The sequence below is a fragment of the Brachyspira intermedia PWS/A genome, assembly GCF_000223215.1.
GTDB classification, from domain to species: Bacteria; Spirochaetota; Brachyspiria; order Brachyspirales; family Brachyspiraceae; genus Brachyspira; species Brachyspira intermedia.
This window is the reverse complement of the sequence record NC_017243.1, coordinates 2,327,822-2,345,318: the sequence shown is the minus strand read 5'-3', so window position 1 is coordinate 2,345,318 and position 17,497 is coordinate 2,327,822. Positions and strand designations below refer to the sequence as shown.

14 protein-coding genes and 1 pseudogene are annotated in these 17,497 nt (G+C 26.6%); 7 read left to right on the top strand and 8 right to left on the bottom strand.

From position 1 onward, the window contains the following. Window positions 1–2: 2 nt before the first annotated feature. From pfkB to mfd, 3 genes are all read right to left on the bottom strand, one after another. Window positions 3–950: a 1-phosphofructokinase gene (gene pfkB / locus BINT_RS10070; RefSeq protein WP_014488471.1), complete on the bottom strand. Its 948-nt coding sequence runs from the start codon at window positions 948–950 to the stop codon at window positions 3–5. 17 nt (window positions 951–967) lie between these two features. Next, window positions 968–1,711 carry a DeoR/GlpR family DNA-binding transcription regulator gene (locus tag BINT_RS10065; protein ID WP_041177393.1) on the bottom strand — a complete coding sequence of 248 codons (744 nt, stop codon included), beginning with the start codon at window positions 1,709–1,711 and terminating at the stop codon, window positions 968–970. A gap of 180 nt (window positions 1,712–1,891) precedes the next feature. Further along, entirely contained in the window at window positions 1,892–5,626 is a 3,735-nt protein-coding gene (gene mfd / locus BINT_RS10060) for a transcription-repair coupling factor (RefSeq protein ID WP_014488469.1), read from the bottom strand. Window positions 5,627–5,800: 174 nt separating this feature from the next. Between mfd and BINT_RS10055 the strand changes: the two genes are divergently transcribed. The 3 genes from BINT_RS10055 to BINT_RS10045 all read left to right on the top strand — a co-directional run bounded on the left by BINT_RS10055 (window position 5,801) and on the right by BINT_RS10045 (window position 7,690). Beyond that, complete coding sequence (locus BINT_RS10055; RefSeq protein ID WP_041177392.1) at window positions 5,801–6,325, top strand: hypothetical protein; 525 nt, start codon at window positions 5,801–5,803, stop codon at window positions 6,323–6,325. Window positions 6,326–6,455: 130 nt separating this feature from the next. Next, window positions 6,456–7,019: a hypothetical protein gene (locus BINT_RS10050; RefSeq protein WP_014488467.1), complete on the top strand. Its 564-nt coding sequence runs from the start codon at window positions 6,456–6,458 to the stop codon at window positions 7,017–7,019. Continuing rightward, window positions 7,016–7,690, top strand: coding sequence for an ABC transporter ATP-binding protein (locus tag BINT_RS10045; RefSeq protein WP_014488466.1), 675 nt, complete (start codon window positions 7,016–7,018; stop codon window positions 7,688–7,690). Before BINT_RS10050 ends, BINT_RS10045 begins: the two co-directional genes overlap by 4 nt. A 1-nt stretch (window position 7,691) precedes the next feature. On the opposite strand, the gene BINT_RS10040 is transcribed toward BINT_RS10045, so the two are convergent. The 3 genes from BINT_RS10040 to BINT_RS10030 all read right to left on the bottom strand — a co-directional run bounded on the left by BINT_RS10040 (window position 7,692) and on the right by BINT_RS10030 (window position 11,431). Next, window positions 7,692–8,042 carry a PepSY-like domain-containing protein gene (locus tag BINT_RS10040; RefSeq protein ID WP_014488465.1) on the bottom strand — a complete coding sequence of 117 codons (351 nt, stop codon included), beginning with the start codon at window positions 8,040–8,042 and terminating at the stop codon, window positions 7,692–7,694. 261 nt (window positions 8,043–8,303) lie between these two features. After that, window positions 8,304–10,808, bottom strand: a complete 2,505-nt coding sequence (gene gyrA, locus BINT_RS10035) for a DNA gyrase subunit A (RefSeq protein ID WP_014488464.1) — start codon at window positions 10,806–10,808, stop codon at window positions 8,304–8,306. A gap of 197 nt (window positions 10,809–11,005) precedes the next feature. After that, complete coding sequence (locus BINT_RS10030) at window positions 11,006–11,431, bottom strand: response regulator (RefSeq protein ID WP_014488463.1); 426 nt, start codon at window positions 11,429–11,431, stop codon at window positions 11,006–11,008. Window positions 11,432–11,552: 121 nt separating this feature from the next. Here BINT_RS10030 and BINT_RS10025 point away from each other — a divergent pair, with 121 nt between their 5' ends. The 4 genes from BINT_RS10025 to BINT_RS10005 all read left to right on the top strand — a co-directional run bounded on the left by BINT_RS10025 (window position 11,553) and on the right by BINT_RS10005 (window position 15,148). Beyond that, window positions 11,553–13,280: a motility associated factor glycosyltransferase family protein gene (locus BINT_RS10025; protein WP_014488462.1), complete on the top strand. Its 1,728-nt coding sequence runs from the start codon at window positions 11,553–11,555 to the stop codon at window positions 13,278–13,280. A 20-nt stretch (window positions 13,281–13,300) separates the two neighbouring features. Then, window positions 13,301–13,954 carry an RluA family pseudouridine synthase gene (locus tag BINT_RS10020; RefSeq protein WP_014488461.1) on the top strand — a complete coding sequence of 218 codons (654 nt, stop codon included), beginning with the start codon at window positions 13,301–13,303 and terminating at the stop codon, window positions 13,952–13,954. Between the two features lie 114 nt (window positions 13,955–14,068). Beyond that, entirely contained in the window at window positions 14,069–14,566 is a 498-nt protein-coding gene (tpx, locus tag BINT_RS10015) for a thiol peroxidase (RefSeq protein ID WP_014488460.1), read from the top strand. Window positions 14,567–14,662: 96 nt separating this feature from the next. Next, window positions 14,663–15,148 carry a glutathione peroxidase gene (locus tag BINT_RS10005; protein WP_083818252.1) on the top strand — a complete coding sequence of 162 codons (486 nt, stop codon included), beginning with the start codon at window positions 14,663–14,665 and terminating at the stop codon, window positions 15,146–15,148. 67 nt (window positions 15,149–15,215) lie between these two features. Here the strand turns inward: BINT_RS10005 and BINT_RS10000 are convergent. Both BINT_RS10000 and BINT_RS09995 read right to left on the bottom strand, forming a co-directional pair. Further along, a pseudogene (locus BINT_RS10000) lies at window positions 15,216–16,179 on the bottom strand (Rpn family recombination-promoting nuclease/putative transposase). Between the two features lie 72 nt (window positions 16,180–16,251). After that, on the bottom strand, window positions 16,252–17,370 hold the full coding sequence (locus BINT_RS09995; RefSeq protein WP_014488456.1) for a hypothetical protein: 1,119 nt from the start codon (window positions 17,368–17,370) through the stop codon (window positions 16,252–16,254). Window positions 17,371–17,497 lie beyond the last annotated feature (127 nt).

Here is a 17,497-nt window from a genome sequence, read left to right as displayed (position 1 = left end):
TTTTAGCCTCCATTTATATTAACTTTATAAACTTTAATTAATTTTTTTATTTCTACTTTTTCTAGAAATTTATTCATATTTTCAAATGTAGTTAACCCTTCAGAACATGCTGTAGAGCTTCCGCTTGCTATAGCATATTTATAAGAATCAATTATATTTAAATTATTGCTTATACCGTAAACTATACCAGCCACCATGGAATCTCCGGCACCTACAGAACTAATCAATTTTCCATCAGGAGCATTTCCTATATATGCCTTATCTTTTGTTACAAGTATAGAACCATCTTTTCCTAAAGAAACTATTACATTTTCACTTCCTTCTTTTATTAGTTCTCTTGCATATTTTATGATATCATCTGCTGATTCTATATTTTTATTAAAGTATTCGCTTAATTCTTTTTTATTAGGTTTTGTGAGAAATACTTTTTCTTTTAATCCGAATTTGAATGCTTCATCTCTTGCATCTAATATCACTTTTATATTTTTATTTGCATTTGCTATAATATCTTTGTATATAGAACTGTCAATAGAATTAGGAACGCTTCCAGATAAAACCAATATATCATTTTCTTTTATATTGTTTTTTATATAGTTTAATAGTTCATTAACTTTTTCTTTTGAAATATTAGGAGATTTTCCTGCTATTTCGCTTTCTGTTTTATTTGTTTTTAATTTTATATTGATTCTTGTATCTTCCTCTAAATAAATAAAATTTTCTTTTATGCCGTATCCTTTAAGATGCTTTTTTATATAATCTCCTGTAAAGCCTCCGCAGAATCCCAAAGCAATAGAATCAATATTGAAATTTTTTAAAACTTTGGAAACATTAATTCCTTTTCCTCCGGCCAATGTATAGGCATTATTAACTTTGTTTAGATCTCCTTCTTCAAAGTTATTCATGTCTATATAATAGTCTACAGCCGGATTTAATGTTAAAGTATATATCATAAATAATCCCTCACTTTTTATGAATTGACAATGTATAAATCTTTTAATTTATTTTTTATATTATCATCTATTTCTTTTGCATTTGTTATCAAATAAGAATCTTCCAAGTGATAAAAATTAATTAAACTTTTCTTTTTTAATTTTGATTCATCGCATAGAAAATAAGTTTTATTTGCTTTTGAAGCAGCTTCACTTTTTATCAAAGCTTCTTCACTGTCAGGAGTAGAGTAGCCGTCAATATCTATTCCATTCGCTCCCATAAATGCCAAATCAAAATTAAAATTCTTTATTGATAAAACGGCACTAGCTCCAACTAAAGCACCTGTAAGCATTTTCATCTTTCCGCCTATTAAGTATGTTTCTATTTTTTTGTTATAAAGCTCTTCTATATGACTTAATCCATTAGTTACTACTTTTATGTTTTCTATGCCGGCTAAATATTTAATCATAGCAAAAACACTTGTTCCTGCATCTAAATATATTGTATTACCGCTTTCAACTAATGAAGCAGCAAACTTTCCTATTTTTTCTTTTTCTTCTGAGTATATTTCTTTTTTGTATATTAAACTTTCTTCCTGAGTATCAACTAATATAGCACCGCCATGAACTCTTCTTATCTTTCCTGCTTTTTCAAGAAAAGTTAAATCTCTTCTAATTGTTGCCTCTGAAACGTTAAGCCTTTCAATCAATTCTTCAATTTTGATGTTCTTTTTCTCTTTTATAACTTCAAAAATCAATTCGTATCTGCTTACTTTTAGCACCTTTATCATTCCTTTTTCTAATCTTTATATTAATAATTATATCAAAAAAACGATAAAAATCAATCAAAATCAATCAAAAATAATCAATTTCAATCAAAAAATACATAAAAAAACTATATTAAGTATAATTTGTAGCATATAATCATACTTAATATAGTTTAAATGAATCAAATATTATAATTATTTTTTATTTACTTTTATTAATTTAGGCGATCTTCTTGATACAGTTCTTTTTCTATTGTTTTTATTATTTTTTATATTAGCTTCTGCGACGCTCATTTTAGAATGCTCTTCTTGATTATCATTTATATTCTTATCATTTTTTGAATTAGTATCTGGTGCATAATTTTCACCTTCTATTTCTAGAATTACATTTTTTATTTTTTCTAATTTCCATTCTATATCATTTTCTTTTTCATGTATAACCGGTATTATTAATTGATTAAGATTATCTTTATCAAAATAAACTCCTGAATTTTTTGTATTGATTAATTTTACAAGTTTGTCAGTATCTATTTTTGAGAGTTTATCAAGTTTAAGATATATATTATACTGTCCTTCTATAACAGATAATATTCTCATTCTTTTTAATATAATTTTTAATTTGGCAATATCGAAAATATCTTCTAATTCTTTCGGAAGTTTGCCATATTTATCTATCATAAACTCTTTAGCATATTCAATATCTTCATCGCTTTGTGAACGCATTATTAATTTATAAGCGGATATTTTTTCTTTTGAATCGGCTATATAAGAATCAGGAATAAATAAATTATGCTTTAAGTCTATAACAGTATCGAATGTTACTTCTTTTATTTCGCCTTTATATTCATTTGCAGCTTCTTCTAGCATTTGAGTATATAATTCATAACCAACTTGATATATCATACCGGATTGTTCTTTACCTAAAATATTTCCTGCACCTCTAATTTCTAAATCACGCATAGCTATTTTAAAACCCGCACCTAAATCTGTATGTTCGGATATAGCTTCAAGTCTTTTATATGCAACTTCTGTTAATGCTAAATCGCTAGGATAGAACATATAAGCATAAGCCTCTCTGTCGCTTCTTCCCACTCTTCCTCTTAATTGATAAAGCTCGGATAATCCTAATTTATTTGCATTATCTATTAGTATAGTATTGGCATTAGGTATATCTATTCCGTTTTCTATTATGGTAGTGGAAACTAATATATCATATTTATGATTAATAAAATCGCCCATTATTTTTTCAAGCTGATGTCCTGTCATTCTTCCATGGGCAACGCATATTCTGGCTTTAGGACAAAGTTTTTTTATCATAAGTGCAAATGATTCTATAGTATCTATTCTGTTATAAAGATAAAATACTTGTCCATCTCTTTTCAATTCTCTTTCTATTGCATTTACAACAGCATCTTCTGTGAACTCTGTAACGAAAGTTTTTACAGGTATTCTGTTTAATGGAGGAGTTTCTATTATGCTTATATCTCTTATTCCTGTTAAAGCCATATTTAAAGTTCTAGGTATAGGAGTAGCTGAAAGTGTAAGAACATCAGTTTCTAATCTTAATTTTTTTAATGCCTCTTTATGTTTAACTCCAAATCTCTGCTCTTCATCTATAACTATAAGTCCTAGATTTTTAAACTCCACATCTTTTGATAAAAGCATATGAGTTCCAACTATCAAATCGCATGAACCTGTTTTTAATAATTCTTTATTCTTCTTTGTTTGTTTGCTTGTAACGAATCTATTTAAAACTTCTATTCTAATAGGGAAGTCTTCAAATCTTTTTTTAGCGTTATTATAATGCTGCTGTGATAATATTGTAGTAGGGCAGAGTATAGCACATTGTTTTCCTGCCATTATAGCTTTAAATACAGCTCTGAATGCGACTTCTGTTTTTCCAAATCCTACATCGCCGCATACAAGCCTATCCATCATCTTGCCACTTTCCATATCTTCTTTTATATCATTTATAGCCCTCAACTGATCAACTGTTTCCTCATAACGAAATGAAGCTTCAAAATCGTCCTGCCATTGAGTGTCAGGTCCATAAACATTTCCTCGGATATTGGATCTTATGGCATAAAGCTTTATTAATTCTCTTGCAGTAGCTAATGCATCTTCTCTTGCCTTGCTCTTTATTTTATCCCAAGCACTTCCGCCTAACTGTGTTAATTTTGGGGCTTCTCCATGACCGGATATATATTTCTGTACGAAGTTCATTTGCTCTACAGGTATATAAAGTTTATCTCCTTTGGCATATTCCAATGTGATATAATCTTTTTCTTTACCATTGGACATTTTTCTTGTTAGTCCTAAATACTTTCCTATACCATAATTAACATGAACAGCATAATCTCCAACATTCAAATCTACAAATGTTTCTATTAAGTTTTTATTAACTTTTGGGATCTTTCTTACCTTTTTTCTTTTTCTTCCAAATACTTCCCAATCTGCTATGAATATTGTTTTTATATCATTCTTTATGAAGCCTGATGATGCCTGAGTTGTTATTATATAAAAATTATTTTCATTTTTTGAATAATCTTTTATTATTTCTTCTTTTTTATTAGTATCCTCAAGAATTATTTCTTTATTATCTTCATTATTTTCAGAATTTTCTAAATTATCATTATTGTTTATTTCTTTATTATCAGTTATTTCTTTATCTTCAGAATCTTTTTCTTCATCTTCTATTTCATTTTCAGTTATGATAGTAGGCGATAAATCCTGCATTATCTTATAAAATCTCAATGCCTGATCATGATGTCCTGTAGAAAGTATAATTAAATAATCTTTTTCTCTATATTCTTTGACATAATCAAGAAAATCTGTTAATCTAGATTTAAAAGAAACACCTTCTTCAAAATGAAATTTATATATATCTATGTCCGTTATAAAAGGTGATATATTTATTGATTTTTTTACTATTTCAGAAAAATAATTATTATCAATATAAAGTTTATAAATATCTTCTATTATAGTAAACATATTATCTATATCATTAAAATTTTCTTTTATAGTATCTATAATAGTTATGAGTTTATTTTTTAATTTTAAAGCATCATCAATGAATATATAACCATAATCAAAATAATCAAATATAGTTTCTAAATCATTATAAAAAATAGGCAGTAATGTTTCACTTCCGGCGAAATACTTTCTTTTTGTTATATTGTCTTTTAGTTCATCTTCAATTTCATTATTATTTAAAAATTCGCTTACCGCCGAATCACTGTAAATAGCTTCTCTAACGGGATAAATAATTATATTTTCTACGCTTTTGAAAGATCTTCCATCTTCTATATTGAATAGTCTTATACTTTCTATTTCCTCATCAAATAATTCTATTCTAATGGGATTATCATATTCTACAGAAAATACATCTACTATACTTCCTCTCACAGAAGCAGTGCCTTTTTCAGCAACTTCTCTCTCTATAACATATCCTAAATCATATAATGTTAATCTTAAATTATCTAAATCCAATTTATCGCCTACATTTAAATATATAGGCAGTTTTTTCAAATCATTTCTATTAGGTAATTTTCTAGTTACAGCATTTATAGTTGTTATTATGATACATTTTTCTTTATTTATTAATTTATATAAAATATTTATTCTATCCTGTGCTATATCTGTAACAGGAGACATTTTGGTAAAAGGAACAGTGTCATAATCAGGGAAATAATAATTAGGTATATTGTAAAAATTTAAAGATTGGCTTAAAAGCATAGCATCGCTTTCATTTTCTTTGATTATTAAAATACTTTCTTCATTATTATTAAAAAGAGATGCGAAAAATAAAGAATCGCTTCCGCCTTTAAGTCCTGTTAAACTTTTTACAGTTTTTATATCGAAATTTAAAAATTCTTCGCTTTTTGAAAATCTTTCTATTAATTCAGTATATATTGATTCATTATTATGCATATTACTTTTACCGTTTATATAAGGTGTTAAAAATGTTAATATATAATAAATATTATTTTATTAAATAGCAATAGTCTATAATGAAAAGACTATGAAAAATCACTATAAATATAATTTTATATAATAATTAATTTTGATGCCGAGAATATAGAAAATATTTTGTTAAGGATTCTTATGTTGAAATTGTATACTATAGTGATATTGTTATTTACTATAACATCTTGTGCTTCTAATGTTAAAGTTTCTCAAAGTAAATACAATAGTGTGTGGATAAAGGCAGTTAAAGGAAAAAGTGTACTAGCTCCTAATGGATATTTATATACATTTAAAGAAAATGGAAATGTTGAATATAAAGTAAACGGTATGAAAAGAGGTACAGGAATATTTTTGTATGCAGAAAGCGGAACTAATGCTTATTATTATGAGAAAATGCCTTTGAGTTATGTTGCTTATGATGTAAGAGATTCTATACCTAATGATAAAGTAGATATGTTTGTAGGTTTTATATTGAATAATGGAAAATTAGAAATGACTGCAGGATATACAAAAGAATACAAAAAAAGATTATCAGATTGGAAGAAAAGTAATTTAACTATATACAATACCTTAAGAGAAGGTAAAGATATGTCTGAATATCCTATACCTTTAATAGAAGAAGTAGATAAATTTAATACAATAGAATTCGGAAGATTAAGATAATTACATTTTATATAGTAAAAATAATTTGCTTAAGTAATTATAAATAATATCGATATTGAATTTAGAAGTACCTGTATTATATTTTACAAAGATATTGCTAATAGGTTAAAAAAAATAAAAGGTTTTTATTGTGTATAATTCAACTATAGGATATGCTTCAAAACTTATTAAAGGAAGTATTGTTTTTTCAATAATAATATTTATTTCATTATCTCAGCTTATGGCTGTAACTTCTATATTCAGTTTGGTATGGAAATATGAGATATTATTAAATGAAAATATACCTTTCTTCAGAGAATTTTCTATATACGCTTTATTTATAGGAATATTTATAATAGGAATACTATATTCTGCAATATCCAGTTCATACATATTTTCAAAAAACAGCAGAATGTTTTCTACTTTGCGTATATTCGGAGCTACTAAATTAGCTATAAGAAAATTAGCGATATTAATAAGCCTTTTATATCCTTTAGTATCGTTTGCAATTTGCATTATAGAAATGCTTATATTATATTTGAGATACAGTTCATATATATTAACTTTAATAGAATTCTCTGATGTAATAAATGGTGCTTATGTTGTATTATTGGCTAATGCTGTGCTAATAGTAGGCTTTATGATAGGAGCTTTTATTTCTAACTCTATACTTTTACACAAAGATCCTTATGATGATTTGAGGGGAACACTATGAATATAAAAATAATAAATGTATCAAAGGTTTTCCCTTTGGGAGTTAATCAATTCAATGCCTGTGAGGATATTAGTTTAGATATTAATCAGGGTGATTTTATAAGTTTTGTTGGACATACAGGAAGCGGTAAAAGTACATTGCTTAGTATAATAGGCGGTATACTTAAACCAACAGGAGGAACTATATATTATGACTCCTTCAAATTGAATGGAGCTAATGAAGATGTTCTTGCAAGTTTCAGAAGAGAATATTTTTCTTATATATTTCAGTATCCTGTGATTATACCTACTATAAGCGTTATAGATAATATATTAATGCCTTTAGCTTTTAAACATAAAATTACAGAAGAAAAAATAAATCAGACTAAAGAAAATATAGAATTATTTGCACTTAAAGATAAAACATATTCTAAAGCCTCTAATCTTTCAGGAGGAGAAATGAAAAAGGTTGCTATACTAAGAGCATTAGCTTATGGATGTAAATGCTTAATAGCTGATGAACCTACAAGCGATCTTGATCCTGCAACTACAAAAACTTTGATGGAAATACTTACAACATTAAATAAACAAGGAACTACTATAATTATGGTTACACATGCTCATAATATAGCAGCTTATGCTAATAATGTTTATGAAATGTCTAACGGTAAAATAGTTCGCTGTTTGAAATGATTTAATTGCTGTATATATGCATTTCTAAATAATGATCTAATATCACCCTATACGAATTAATGATTCTTCTTATCTCATTAATATCTAAATTTTCGTATTGATATTTTGTTTCAGATTTTTTTAATTTACTTATTTTATTTTGAACTACATCAGGTATAACAGCTTCCGGAAGCCTTTTTTGGCTGTTGATAGAAATCCAGTTGCCATATTCATCAAATGTGATAAATACTTCATTATCGAGTTCTACTTTGAAGATATTTTCTATTTTTTCGATTTCTACTATTTGTGCTTTAAGAAATTTACTTTTTATAAAGATCTCGGCTTCATAAGGCAGCTTTAATATAGTATCCATAATTTAACCCCAAAAATAACATATTAATATTATCTATATTTTTATATATTTAATAAGTAATTTTTTTCTTTAACAGAAAATTGTAATTAATCAAAATTAAATATTTAAGAAATAAAATAACTTTCATTTTAAATATTTCTGAATACATATTTCCTTATATTATTAATATAACAAAAATTTAGAAAATTACAAATTTCTAAAAAAAATTAAGCCTATATAAAAATATATAGGCTTAAAATATATAGTAATAAAAACTATTTATTACTTCTTTTCTTCATTATCGGCAGGTACAACAGCCAAATCACTAACTCTAGCACCATCAGAAATATTAACGATTTTTACCCCTTTAGCATTTCTTCCAAGTTCAGGTATAGAATCAGCTTTTATTTTTATTGTCATGTCATCAGTAGTAACAACCATTATTTCATCTTTATCTCCTACAGTTTTTACGCTGACAACATTTCCTGTTTTATTATCCGGCTTGATATATATCTGTCCTTTTCCGCCTCTTCCTTTAACATTGAATTGTTTTGAAGAAAGTCTTTTTCCTATTCCGTTTTCTGTAATAACTATTAATGATTCACCTTTATGTATAGCGTTTCCTGATACACAAATATCATCATCATCTAAAGCAATACCTTTAACTCCAGCAGCAGCTCTTCCCATTTTTCTGATTTTCTCTTCAGTGATTCTTAAAGCAAGTCCTGCAGCAGTAGTCATAATGAAATCATCTCCAGTCTGTACAGGTGAAACAGCAACTAATTCATCATTATTTTCTAATGTTAAAGCGAGTATTCCTCTCTTTTTAGCATTTTCAAGATGTTTTAATTCCATTTTCTTTATAGTACCCATTTTAGTAACCATTATAATAGACTGTTTAGGGTCAAATTCGGATACTGTAAAGTAGCTTGTAATCTTTTCTTCAGGTGCTAAGTTAAGTATAAATTTAATACTTTTACCCTGAGATATCTTAGTTAAAGCAGGAATTTCATGCACTTTCATCCAGAAAGCTTTACCTCTATCTGTAAATATGAATAAATAGTCTTTAGTAGAAGCAACAAATAAATGTTCTATATAATGCTCTCCTTGAGATTTTCCGCCTTGAACACCTACGCCGCCTCTTCCTTGAGTACGATAGCTTGAAGCAGGTACTCTTTTAATGAATCCCTGAGTCGTGATAGATACCGCAACATCTTCATCATGTATCAAATCTTCTTCATCTATTTCAGTATCATTTGTTTTGCCTATTATTTCACTTCTTCTGTCATCGCCATATTTTTCAGCTATCTTTTTAAGTTCATCTTTAATAACAGCAAGTATTTTTTCAGGGTGAGCAAGCAAATCTTCACAATAAGCTATAAATTCTCTTAATTGCTGTAATTCTTGTTCTATTTTTAATTTTTCTAAAGCAGTTAAGCGTTTGAGAGGCATATCAAGTATAGCCTGAGCCTGTTTTTCAGAAAGTTTAAATCTATTCATAAGAGTGTTTCTAGCAGCGTCAGTATTTTCGCTTTCTCTTATTATTCTTATAACTTCCTCAATATTAGCCTGTGCTATTAATAAGCCTTCCAATATATGTGCTTTAGCTTTAGCCTGATTCAAATCATATTCTGTTCTTCTAGTTATTACTTCAACTCTATGATCAACAAAATATTTGATAAGTTCTTTTAAATTTAATACTTTAGGCTCACCATTAACCAAAGCAAGGTTTATTATACCAAAAGTTGTTTCTAAATCAGTATGCTTCCATAATTGGTTAAGAACTATCTGTGTGGCAACACCTTTTTTAAGCTCTATTATAAGACGAATACCAGCTCTGTTGCTTGATTCATCTCTTATATCTGCTACACCTTCAATTTTACCTTGTTTAACTAATTCGGCTATTTTTTCATGCAAAGTAGTTTTTACAACACCATAAGGAAGTTCTTTTACTATTATAGCTTCTCTGTCTCTTTTAGTTTCTTCTACTTCAAGTCTGGCTCTTAACTTAATTCTGCCTTTTCCTGTAGTATAAGCCTCTTTTATTCCCTCTTTACCGTATATAATTCCAGCAGTAGGGAAGTCAGGACCTTGTATATAACGCATCAAGTCCTTGATTTCTGCATCTTGATGATCTATATAATAAACTATAGCATTTACAACTTCTTTCAAGTTATGAGGAGGCATATTAGTAGCCATACCGATAGCAATACCCATACTTCCATTAACTAAAAGCTGAGGTACTGTTGCAGGAAGCACAGAAGGTTCAGTTCTGGAATCATCGAAGTTTGGTACGAATTTTACAGTTTCTTTTTCTATATCATTAAGCATTTCTTCAGCAAAACGCGTCATTCTAGCTTCAGTATAACGCATTGCTGCAGGTGGGTCATCATCTATAGAACCGAAGTTTCCTTGTCCGTCTACAAGTAAGTAACGCATAGAGAAATCCTGTGCCATTCTTACCATAGTACCATAAACGGCAGAGTCACCATGTGGGTGATAACGTGCTAAAACTTCTCCTACCGTAGCCGCCGATTTCTTATAAGGCTTATCATGAGTAAGATTAGCATCATACATTGCATATAGGATTCTTCTATGAACAGGTTTTAAACCGTCTCTAACATCAGGTAATGCTCTAGAAACGATAACGCTCATAGCATAAGTTAGATAAGATTCTCTTAATTCATTTTCTATTGAAATATGATCTACTCTTTTCAAGATATCTTTTGTCAGTGTGGAATATTGTCTTTCTTCCGAATTATCTTCTTTATTCTTTTTTACTGCCATATATCTATATCCTTAAAAAAATATTCGTACAATTATAACATTTTATCGTAAAATTATCAATATATAAATTATACTATAATAAAGAAGAAAATATATAATTCACACTATACTATTATAGATATATATTTTTATTTCTGAAAATTGGCTTTCAGTTCTTGATTATATAAAAAATAAATTATAGATTTAATAGAATAATTCTATTTTAAATAATCTTCTCTTCCTATTACCTTAGCTAAATGATACATTACAGTTTGACGCTGAACCGGCTTTACAACATATCCGTCTACTTTTAATTTTAAGAACTCCATCAATACTCCTTTATTGGCATAAGAAGTAACAACTATTATTTTGGCGTCTATATTTAATGCTCTTATTCTTTTCAACAAATCAATTCCGTTCATCTGCGGCATTTCAAAATCCATCATTATTATATCCGGCTTATCTACTGCTTCTCTAAGTTTTGTTAAAGCATCCATAGCACCGTCAGCTTCCAATATTACCTCAAAGTTTTCTGATAACAATATCTTTCTTTCAGCTATTCTTATAGTACTAGAATCATCTATAACCATTACTTTGTATGGTTTTCCTGTTTTAGTATTATATCCTAATGGTGAAGTTGACATAAAAATACCTCATAAATGTTATACCACTATAATTTATAATAATTATCAATATTGTCAATTATTTTTTATTATATATTTTGCTATATATTTGATTTTTATATTTTTTTGTTATTATAATTAGATGAATATATCTGTAAAACTGCATAATTTATTAAAAGAAGAACAGAGCGAACTAGACGCTTCATACAAAATAGAGAAAAATAAAGATAATATTATAATAATTTCTAAAAATGGAAGAGCTTTACATAGTAAATATAATATAAACAATGAATGCAAAAGAGCATTAGAAAACATAAATAAAAATAAAAATCTTCTCATAATATACGGATATGGATTAGGATATACTTTAAAATACTTGCTTGAAAATATTGATGAATATTTTAATAAAGAAATCATAAAAACTCTAAAAATAATAGTTGTTATAGAAGATGCGGCAGTTTTCAAATATTCATATTACAATATATATAACACTGATAATAATAATATATTTTTTATATATAAAGATGATAGTATTAATTATGTGAATAATATCATTGATTATAAAAGTATCAACGGTATTAATTTAGTTCTTCTTCCATCGCTTACCAAAGAAGAAAAGGATAATGCTAATATATTTTATACTCAGATATTAAATATAATGGAGAAGGAAATATCCAATATATTTACTAATATGTATTTTGAAAATATATGGACTAAAAATATAATATTTAATAGTGAGTACATAAAGAAATCATCAGATATAATTCATTTCAAAAATGCATTTAAAGGATTCAAGGCATTACTTATATGTCCTGGTCCTACATTAAAGCATAGCATAGAATATATAAAAAAAGAAAGAGAAAATTTTTTTATTATATGTGTAGATACTAGTTACAGTGTATTATGTAAACATGGTATAATTCCTGATTTTATAATTACTGTAGACGGAGGTTTTTTTAATTCTTTGGATTTTGTTTATGAGAATAGAGCATTCCCATATTTAGTTATGGATATATCGGCAAATAAAATAATACCTAGAAATATAAATGCTGATATTATAAGATTTACTTCTTCTGAAAATTTAGGGATAATAAAATATATTCAAAAATTCACTGAATTATCATGCCTTACAACTTCTAGTACCGTAGCAACTACTATGATAGATTTTGCTAATTATATTGGTTTAGATGAAGTATTATTAATAGGATTTGATAATAGCTATCCTTTTTATGAAAGACATATGAAACATGCACTTTCTTATGAATATATGGTGAATAAAACTAATAAATTAAAAACTTATGAATCATACTATTTTAATGCTATAAAAAATAATACTAATATAGATAATTACCCGCCTACAGAATTTGTATTTGAAAGTCAGATGGAATATTTTAATGAATTCAGAGATAGATATTCAAATATGAAAATAAAGAGAATCACCAAGGAAGCTGTAAAGATAGATTCTATAGAAGAGGGCAGTATTGAAAATTTTTATGTTGATAATATAAGAGAGAAGGCATTGAATATTGCTAATGGCATATATAAAAAAGATAGTGATACTGATATAAAAAAAGCATATATAGAATTAAAAAATATATTAGAAGAGTTTAGAAATATTTTATCAAACACATACAATAATATAAATAATAATTTGAATAATATAGATGAATTATATAATGAAACAATGAATCTCGTAAAAGAATATCAAAAAAAGGCAAGCATACTTCAAACTATTCTTTCAACAACCATACTTATGTGCGAAAGGGGAGAAAGAGAAACTAGAGAAAAGTTAATATTTCTTATAGCTGAAAGTTTGAGGAATGTGAATTACTTTTTTACTAGAATATCTTTGATTATAGAAAAATTATAAAATTATAAAGTGAATATAAAATGAAAATTATTTATGAAGATGATTATTTTATTGCCATTGATAAAGAGGCAGGAATAGAAGTTGATAATAATTTAATAAATGCAATAAAAAAAGAATATACTTATATTGATAATTTATATTTAGTTCATAGAATAGATAAATTTACTTCAGGAATAGTTATTCTTGCAAGAGATGAAGAAACTAAAAAATATTTTGAAGAATCTTTCAAAAATAAAACTATTAATAAAGTGTATCATGCTATAGTTCAGGGAAAAGTAGAAAAGGAAAAAGGCACAATAGATATATCAATAGGCATTGACAAAAAAAATCCTAATAGAAGAATTCCATTATCAGTAAAAGAAGGCGGAGAATCGGCAATAACTCATTATAAAGTTTTAAAAAGATTAAATGAACATACTTTGCTTGAGTTAAAGCCTTTGACAGGAAGAACTCATCAAATAAGAGTGCATCTTTCATATATTGGACATCCTATAATAGGCGATAAAATATACTCAAAAAATGCTGATATTTACAAAATGAAGGGTTTTGCTTTAATTGCTAAAGAGGTTCATTTTGTTCATCCTTTCACAAAAAAAGATGTTAATATAGATATAAAATACAATAAAGAATTTTTAATAAGACTAAAATTACTAGAATCTAGAAAAAGAATATAATTGTAATATTTTTTTATTGACTTTTTTTTTAATAATTATATATTTTCTTTAAATAATTAAATTAATAATTATTTTCATTTTTTAATAAAAATAATTGTTTAAGGAGTTAAAAATATGACAGTTACATTTCAAGGTGCAACACAAAATTTAGAAGGTGCTCAATTAACAGTTGGAGCTAAAGCTTTAGATTTCACAGTATTAAAAACAGATTTAAGCCCATGGTCTTTAAAAGATGCAGGTGATACAGTAAAAATCATTTCCTCTGTACCATCTTTGGATACACCAGTATGTGATATACAAACTAAAAGATTCAATAAAGAAGCTGCTTCTCTTAAAGGAGTAACAGTTGTAACAGTATCAGTTGACTTACCATTTGCTCAAGCTAGATGGTGTGCTGCTGCTAATGCTGCTTCTCATATCGTAGCTTCTGACTACAATCAAAAAGATTTTGGAAGAAAATTCGGTACTTTATTAAAAGAATTACAACTTCTTACTCGTGCTGTATTTGTACTTGACAAAGACAATGTTGTTAAATACGTTCAGTACGTTCCTGAAATCACTAATGAACCAGATTATGAAGCTGCTTTAAATGCTGCTAAAGCTCTTTTATAATTTTTAATTAAATTATAATTGAAATATATAAGGCATGGTAATTAATATACTATGCCTTTTTATTTTAGTAAAATATTATTATAATCGGAGGATAGTATGAGTATATACGACTACACAGTTAAAGATGCTGAAGGTAAAGATGTGAAATTAAAAAAGTATGAGGGAAAGGTATTACTTATAATTAATACCGCTACTAAATGAGGATTCACAAAACAATATTCTGCGTTGCAGGATTTATACAAAAAATATAAAAAGGATGGTTTTGAAATATTAGACTTTCCTTGTAATCAATTCGGCGGACAGGCTAAAGAACCTATTGAAGAAATTGCTGAGTTTAGAAAGGAGAAATACGGCATTACTTTCAAGCTATTTGACAAAGTTAAAGTTAATAGTAAAAATGCTGATCCTTTATTTACTTATTTAAGAACAGAAAAGCCTACTGAAGAAGGCGTTGATAAAATAAGATGGAATTTCGGTAAGTTTTTAATAGATAGGCAAGGAAATATAGTTGGACGCTATGATCCTAGAGTAAAGCCTGAAGAACTTGATGAGATAGTAGCCGAATTATTAAAAAAAGAATAAAAAATTAAGAGCTTTTATATATTGTTATATAGAAGCTCTTTTTATTTTTAAAATAAATTTATATCTATTATAGTTTTTCTATTTCTTCTATACTTAATCCTGTGTTTTCGCTTATGATTTTTATATCTATACCTGCATTTTTTAAACTTCTAGCTATAGATATTTGCTATTCCTTCCTACCTTGTTCTATGCCTTTCTCCATTCCTTGTTCAATACCTAATCTTCTCTCCTCATCAAGCATTATTTGATTACCATGTAAATATGCCTCTTTCTTCTCATATTCCATCATCATTAATCTGCTTTTTATAAAATTATTATATTTTTTCTGTACTTCTTCCATTATAGGCTTTTCTTTTACTATTTCTGACATAGAACCCTCCAAATTTTTACTTGTAAATATTTTTAACCAACAATTTAAATCTTTAGTTAATATGTTTTTCTTGAATTTTTTTAATTCTATTATATGTATCTGCAAATGGGGCAAAGCCCACCTTCGGTGCAAAATGTAATTGACAATGATCTGTTAGAATTTTATTATTATTTAATTCTTTAAAAATATAACAGCTATGTACTTTATCTTCATCAGTTAAAACGAAATTTGTAATATTAATACTTACAGCAGGTTTTAATTCATCATAAAAAGAAGCTCTATTTAAACTAGAACTATAATTATAAGCCCGATAGTATAAAGCTCTTTTTATAAAGTCTTCATTTCCTTTAGATTGTATTTCTATTAAAACAGTTATACCTGTTTCTGTAGTAGCCTTGATATAAACTATAGACTCTTTCTCATCGTAGTTCTCCGCTATGTTAAGGCGACTGCCCGCCTTTGGCGAAGGATTTAGTATTTCTATATTTTTAAAAGTTTCAAAGTTTAAATCTTTAAATACTGCATTAATGAAATTTAAAGCTATATTTTCATTGCCTGAATGGGAAAATAAATAGCGTACAAAATAATCATTGATTCTATTTAAATTTTCAATAGTAACTGATTCATTTAATATTTGTTTTAATTTATATAAATCTTTCATATAATTTTATTATACAAAAAAATAACTATAAAAGTAAAGTTTTGATTATTTATTATTAAAGCGGCAAAATAATCAATAGATATTCTTTTTTAAATAAGGCTTTAATTTTTCAAAAGATATTTCAAAATCATCAAGTGCTCTAACAACATGAGGAAGCTCAAACTTTATATGCAAACTAATGCCGTCAGAATGTCTGGTAATTGCAACATTTCTTGACATTAAAGTTTCAGCATAATAACTATCAGATTTATTTATTACATCAATAGTAAAATCATCTTCTCCAATTTCTTTATAATGTTTATCTATTTCGCTTTGCAAAGCTTTTCTAAATTTATCGCTGTCATTTACAAAATCTGATAAAGTTAATACTTTTATTTCTAATTTATTAATATCTAATGTCAAATGTGATATTGCAGTATCAGGATATGCTCCTCCATAATAGTATTCTGTACTGCTTGTAAAACATAAAATATTATCATTAAAAAATTTGTTATAAAAATTATAAAAATTAACTTCGTAAAAAATTTCTTCTTCATTAAGATTTACTTTAGCAATATCATCATTAATTTTTTTTATCATTTCATTGGTATTGTTTATTTTGTTTATGATTTTACCTTCATATATAGATGATTTTAAATTTTCTATATAAAGTGCTGATAAACCATAAGTATTATCTTTATATTCTTTAGAAACATATATATCATAAACAGTATGTATTTTATCTCCTAAAGGTTTTACAGTATCTATATTACAGCTTAATTTTTTATTGTTATTTTGCCAGCTTCCTTTTAAATTAATATTCTTTTTACCATTTCCTAAATTAATATTCTTTTTACCATTTCCTAAATTAATAATATTATTTAACTGACTACTATTTATTTTAAATCTGAATTCTTCTTTTTTATTAGAATTATCATAATCAAAGGCAGTAAATTTAATAATATTTTTATCCATTTCTCCGTCTATAGGTATTGGAGTATTAACGTTATTGTATTGATAATATCCGTCTATATTAGACTTTTTATTTTCTGTAATATTATCAGGATTTTCAATATGTATATTTATTGTAATAGGGTATTTATCAATGCTTCCTTCAAGAGTAAAAAATAAATGCTTTGTTATATCGGTAGTATCAGCAAAAGCAGATATGTAAATTATATTAAGTAATAACATTATAAATAATTTTTTCATAAACTTAGTCCTTATTATAAAATAGATGTGGCTGGTATTGTATGATATATTTTGACAATTAGCAAATTTATAGTATATTTATTATTATAGTTAAAAAATATTTATAATATTAAATAAAAAAATCCAA

Excerpts from the sequence above, each read along its gene's own strand:
- pfkB (WP_014488471.1), bottom strand. The coding sequence starts at position 950 with ATGATATATACTTTAACATTAAATCCGGCTGTAGACTATTATATAGAC.
- mfd (WP_014488469.1), bottom strand. The coding sequence starts at position 5,626 with ATGCATAATAATGAATCAATATATACTGAATTAATAGAAAGATTTTCA.
- BINT_RS10055 (WP_041177392.1), top strand. The coding sequence starts at position 5,801 with ATGTTGAAATTGTATACTATAGTGATATTGTTATTTACTATAACATCT.
- BINT_RS10045 (WP_014488466.1), top strand. The coding sequence starts at position 7,016 with ATGAATATAAAAATAATAAATGTATCAAAGGTTTTCCCTTTGGGAGTT.
- BINT_RS10040 (WP_014488465.1), bottom strand. The coding sequence starts at position 8,042 with ATGGATACTATATTAAAGCTGCCTTATGAAGCCGAGATCTTTATAAAA.
- gyrA (WP_014488464.1), bottom strand. The coding sequence starts at position 10,808 with ATGGCAGTAAAAAAGAATAAAGAAGATAATTCGGAAGAAAGACAATAT.
- BINT_RS10030 (WP_014488463.1), bottom strand. The coding sequence starts at position 11,431 with ATGTCAACTTCACCATTAGGATATAATACTAAAACAGGAAAACCATAC.
- BINT_RS10025 (WP_014488462.1), top strand. The coding sequence starts at position 11,553 with ATGAATATATCTGTAAAACTGCATAATTTATTAAAAGAAGAACAGAGC.
- BINT_RS10020 (WP_014488461.1), top strand. The coding sequence starts at position 13,301 with ATGAAAATTATTTATGAAGATGATTATTTTATTGCCATTGATAAAGAG.
- tpx (WP_014488460.1), top strand. The coding sequence starts at position 14,069 with ATGACAGTTACATTTCAAGGTGCAACACAAAATTTAGAAGGTGCTCAA.
- BINT_RS09995 (WP_014488456.1), bottom strand. The coding sequence starts at position 17,370 with ATGAAAAAATTATTTATAATGTTATTACTTAATATAATTTACATATCT.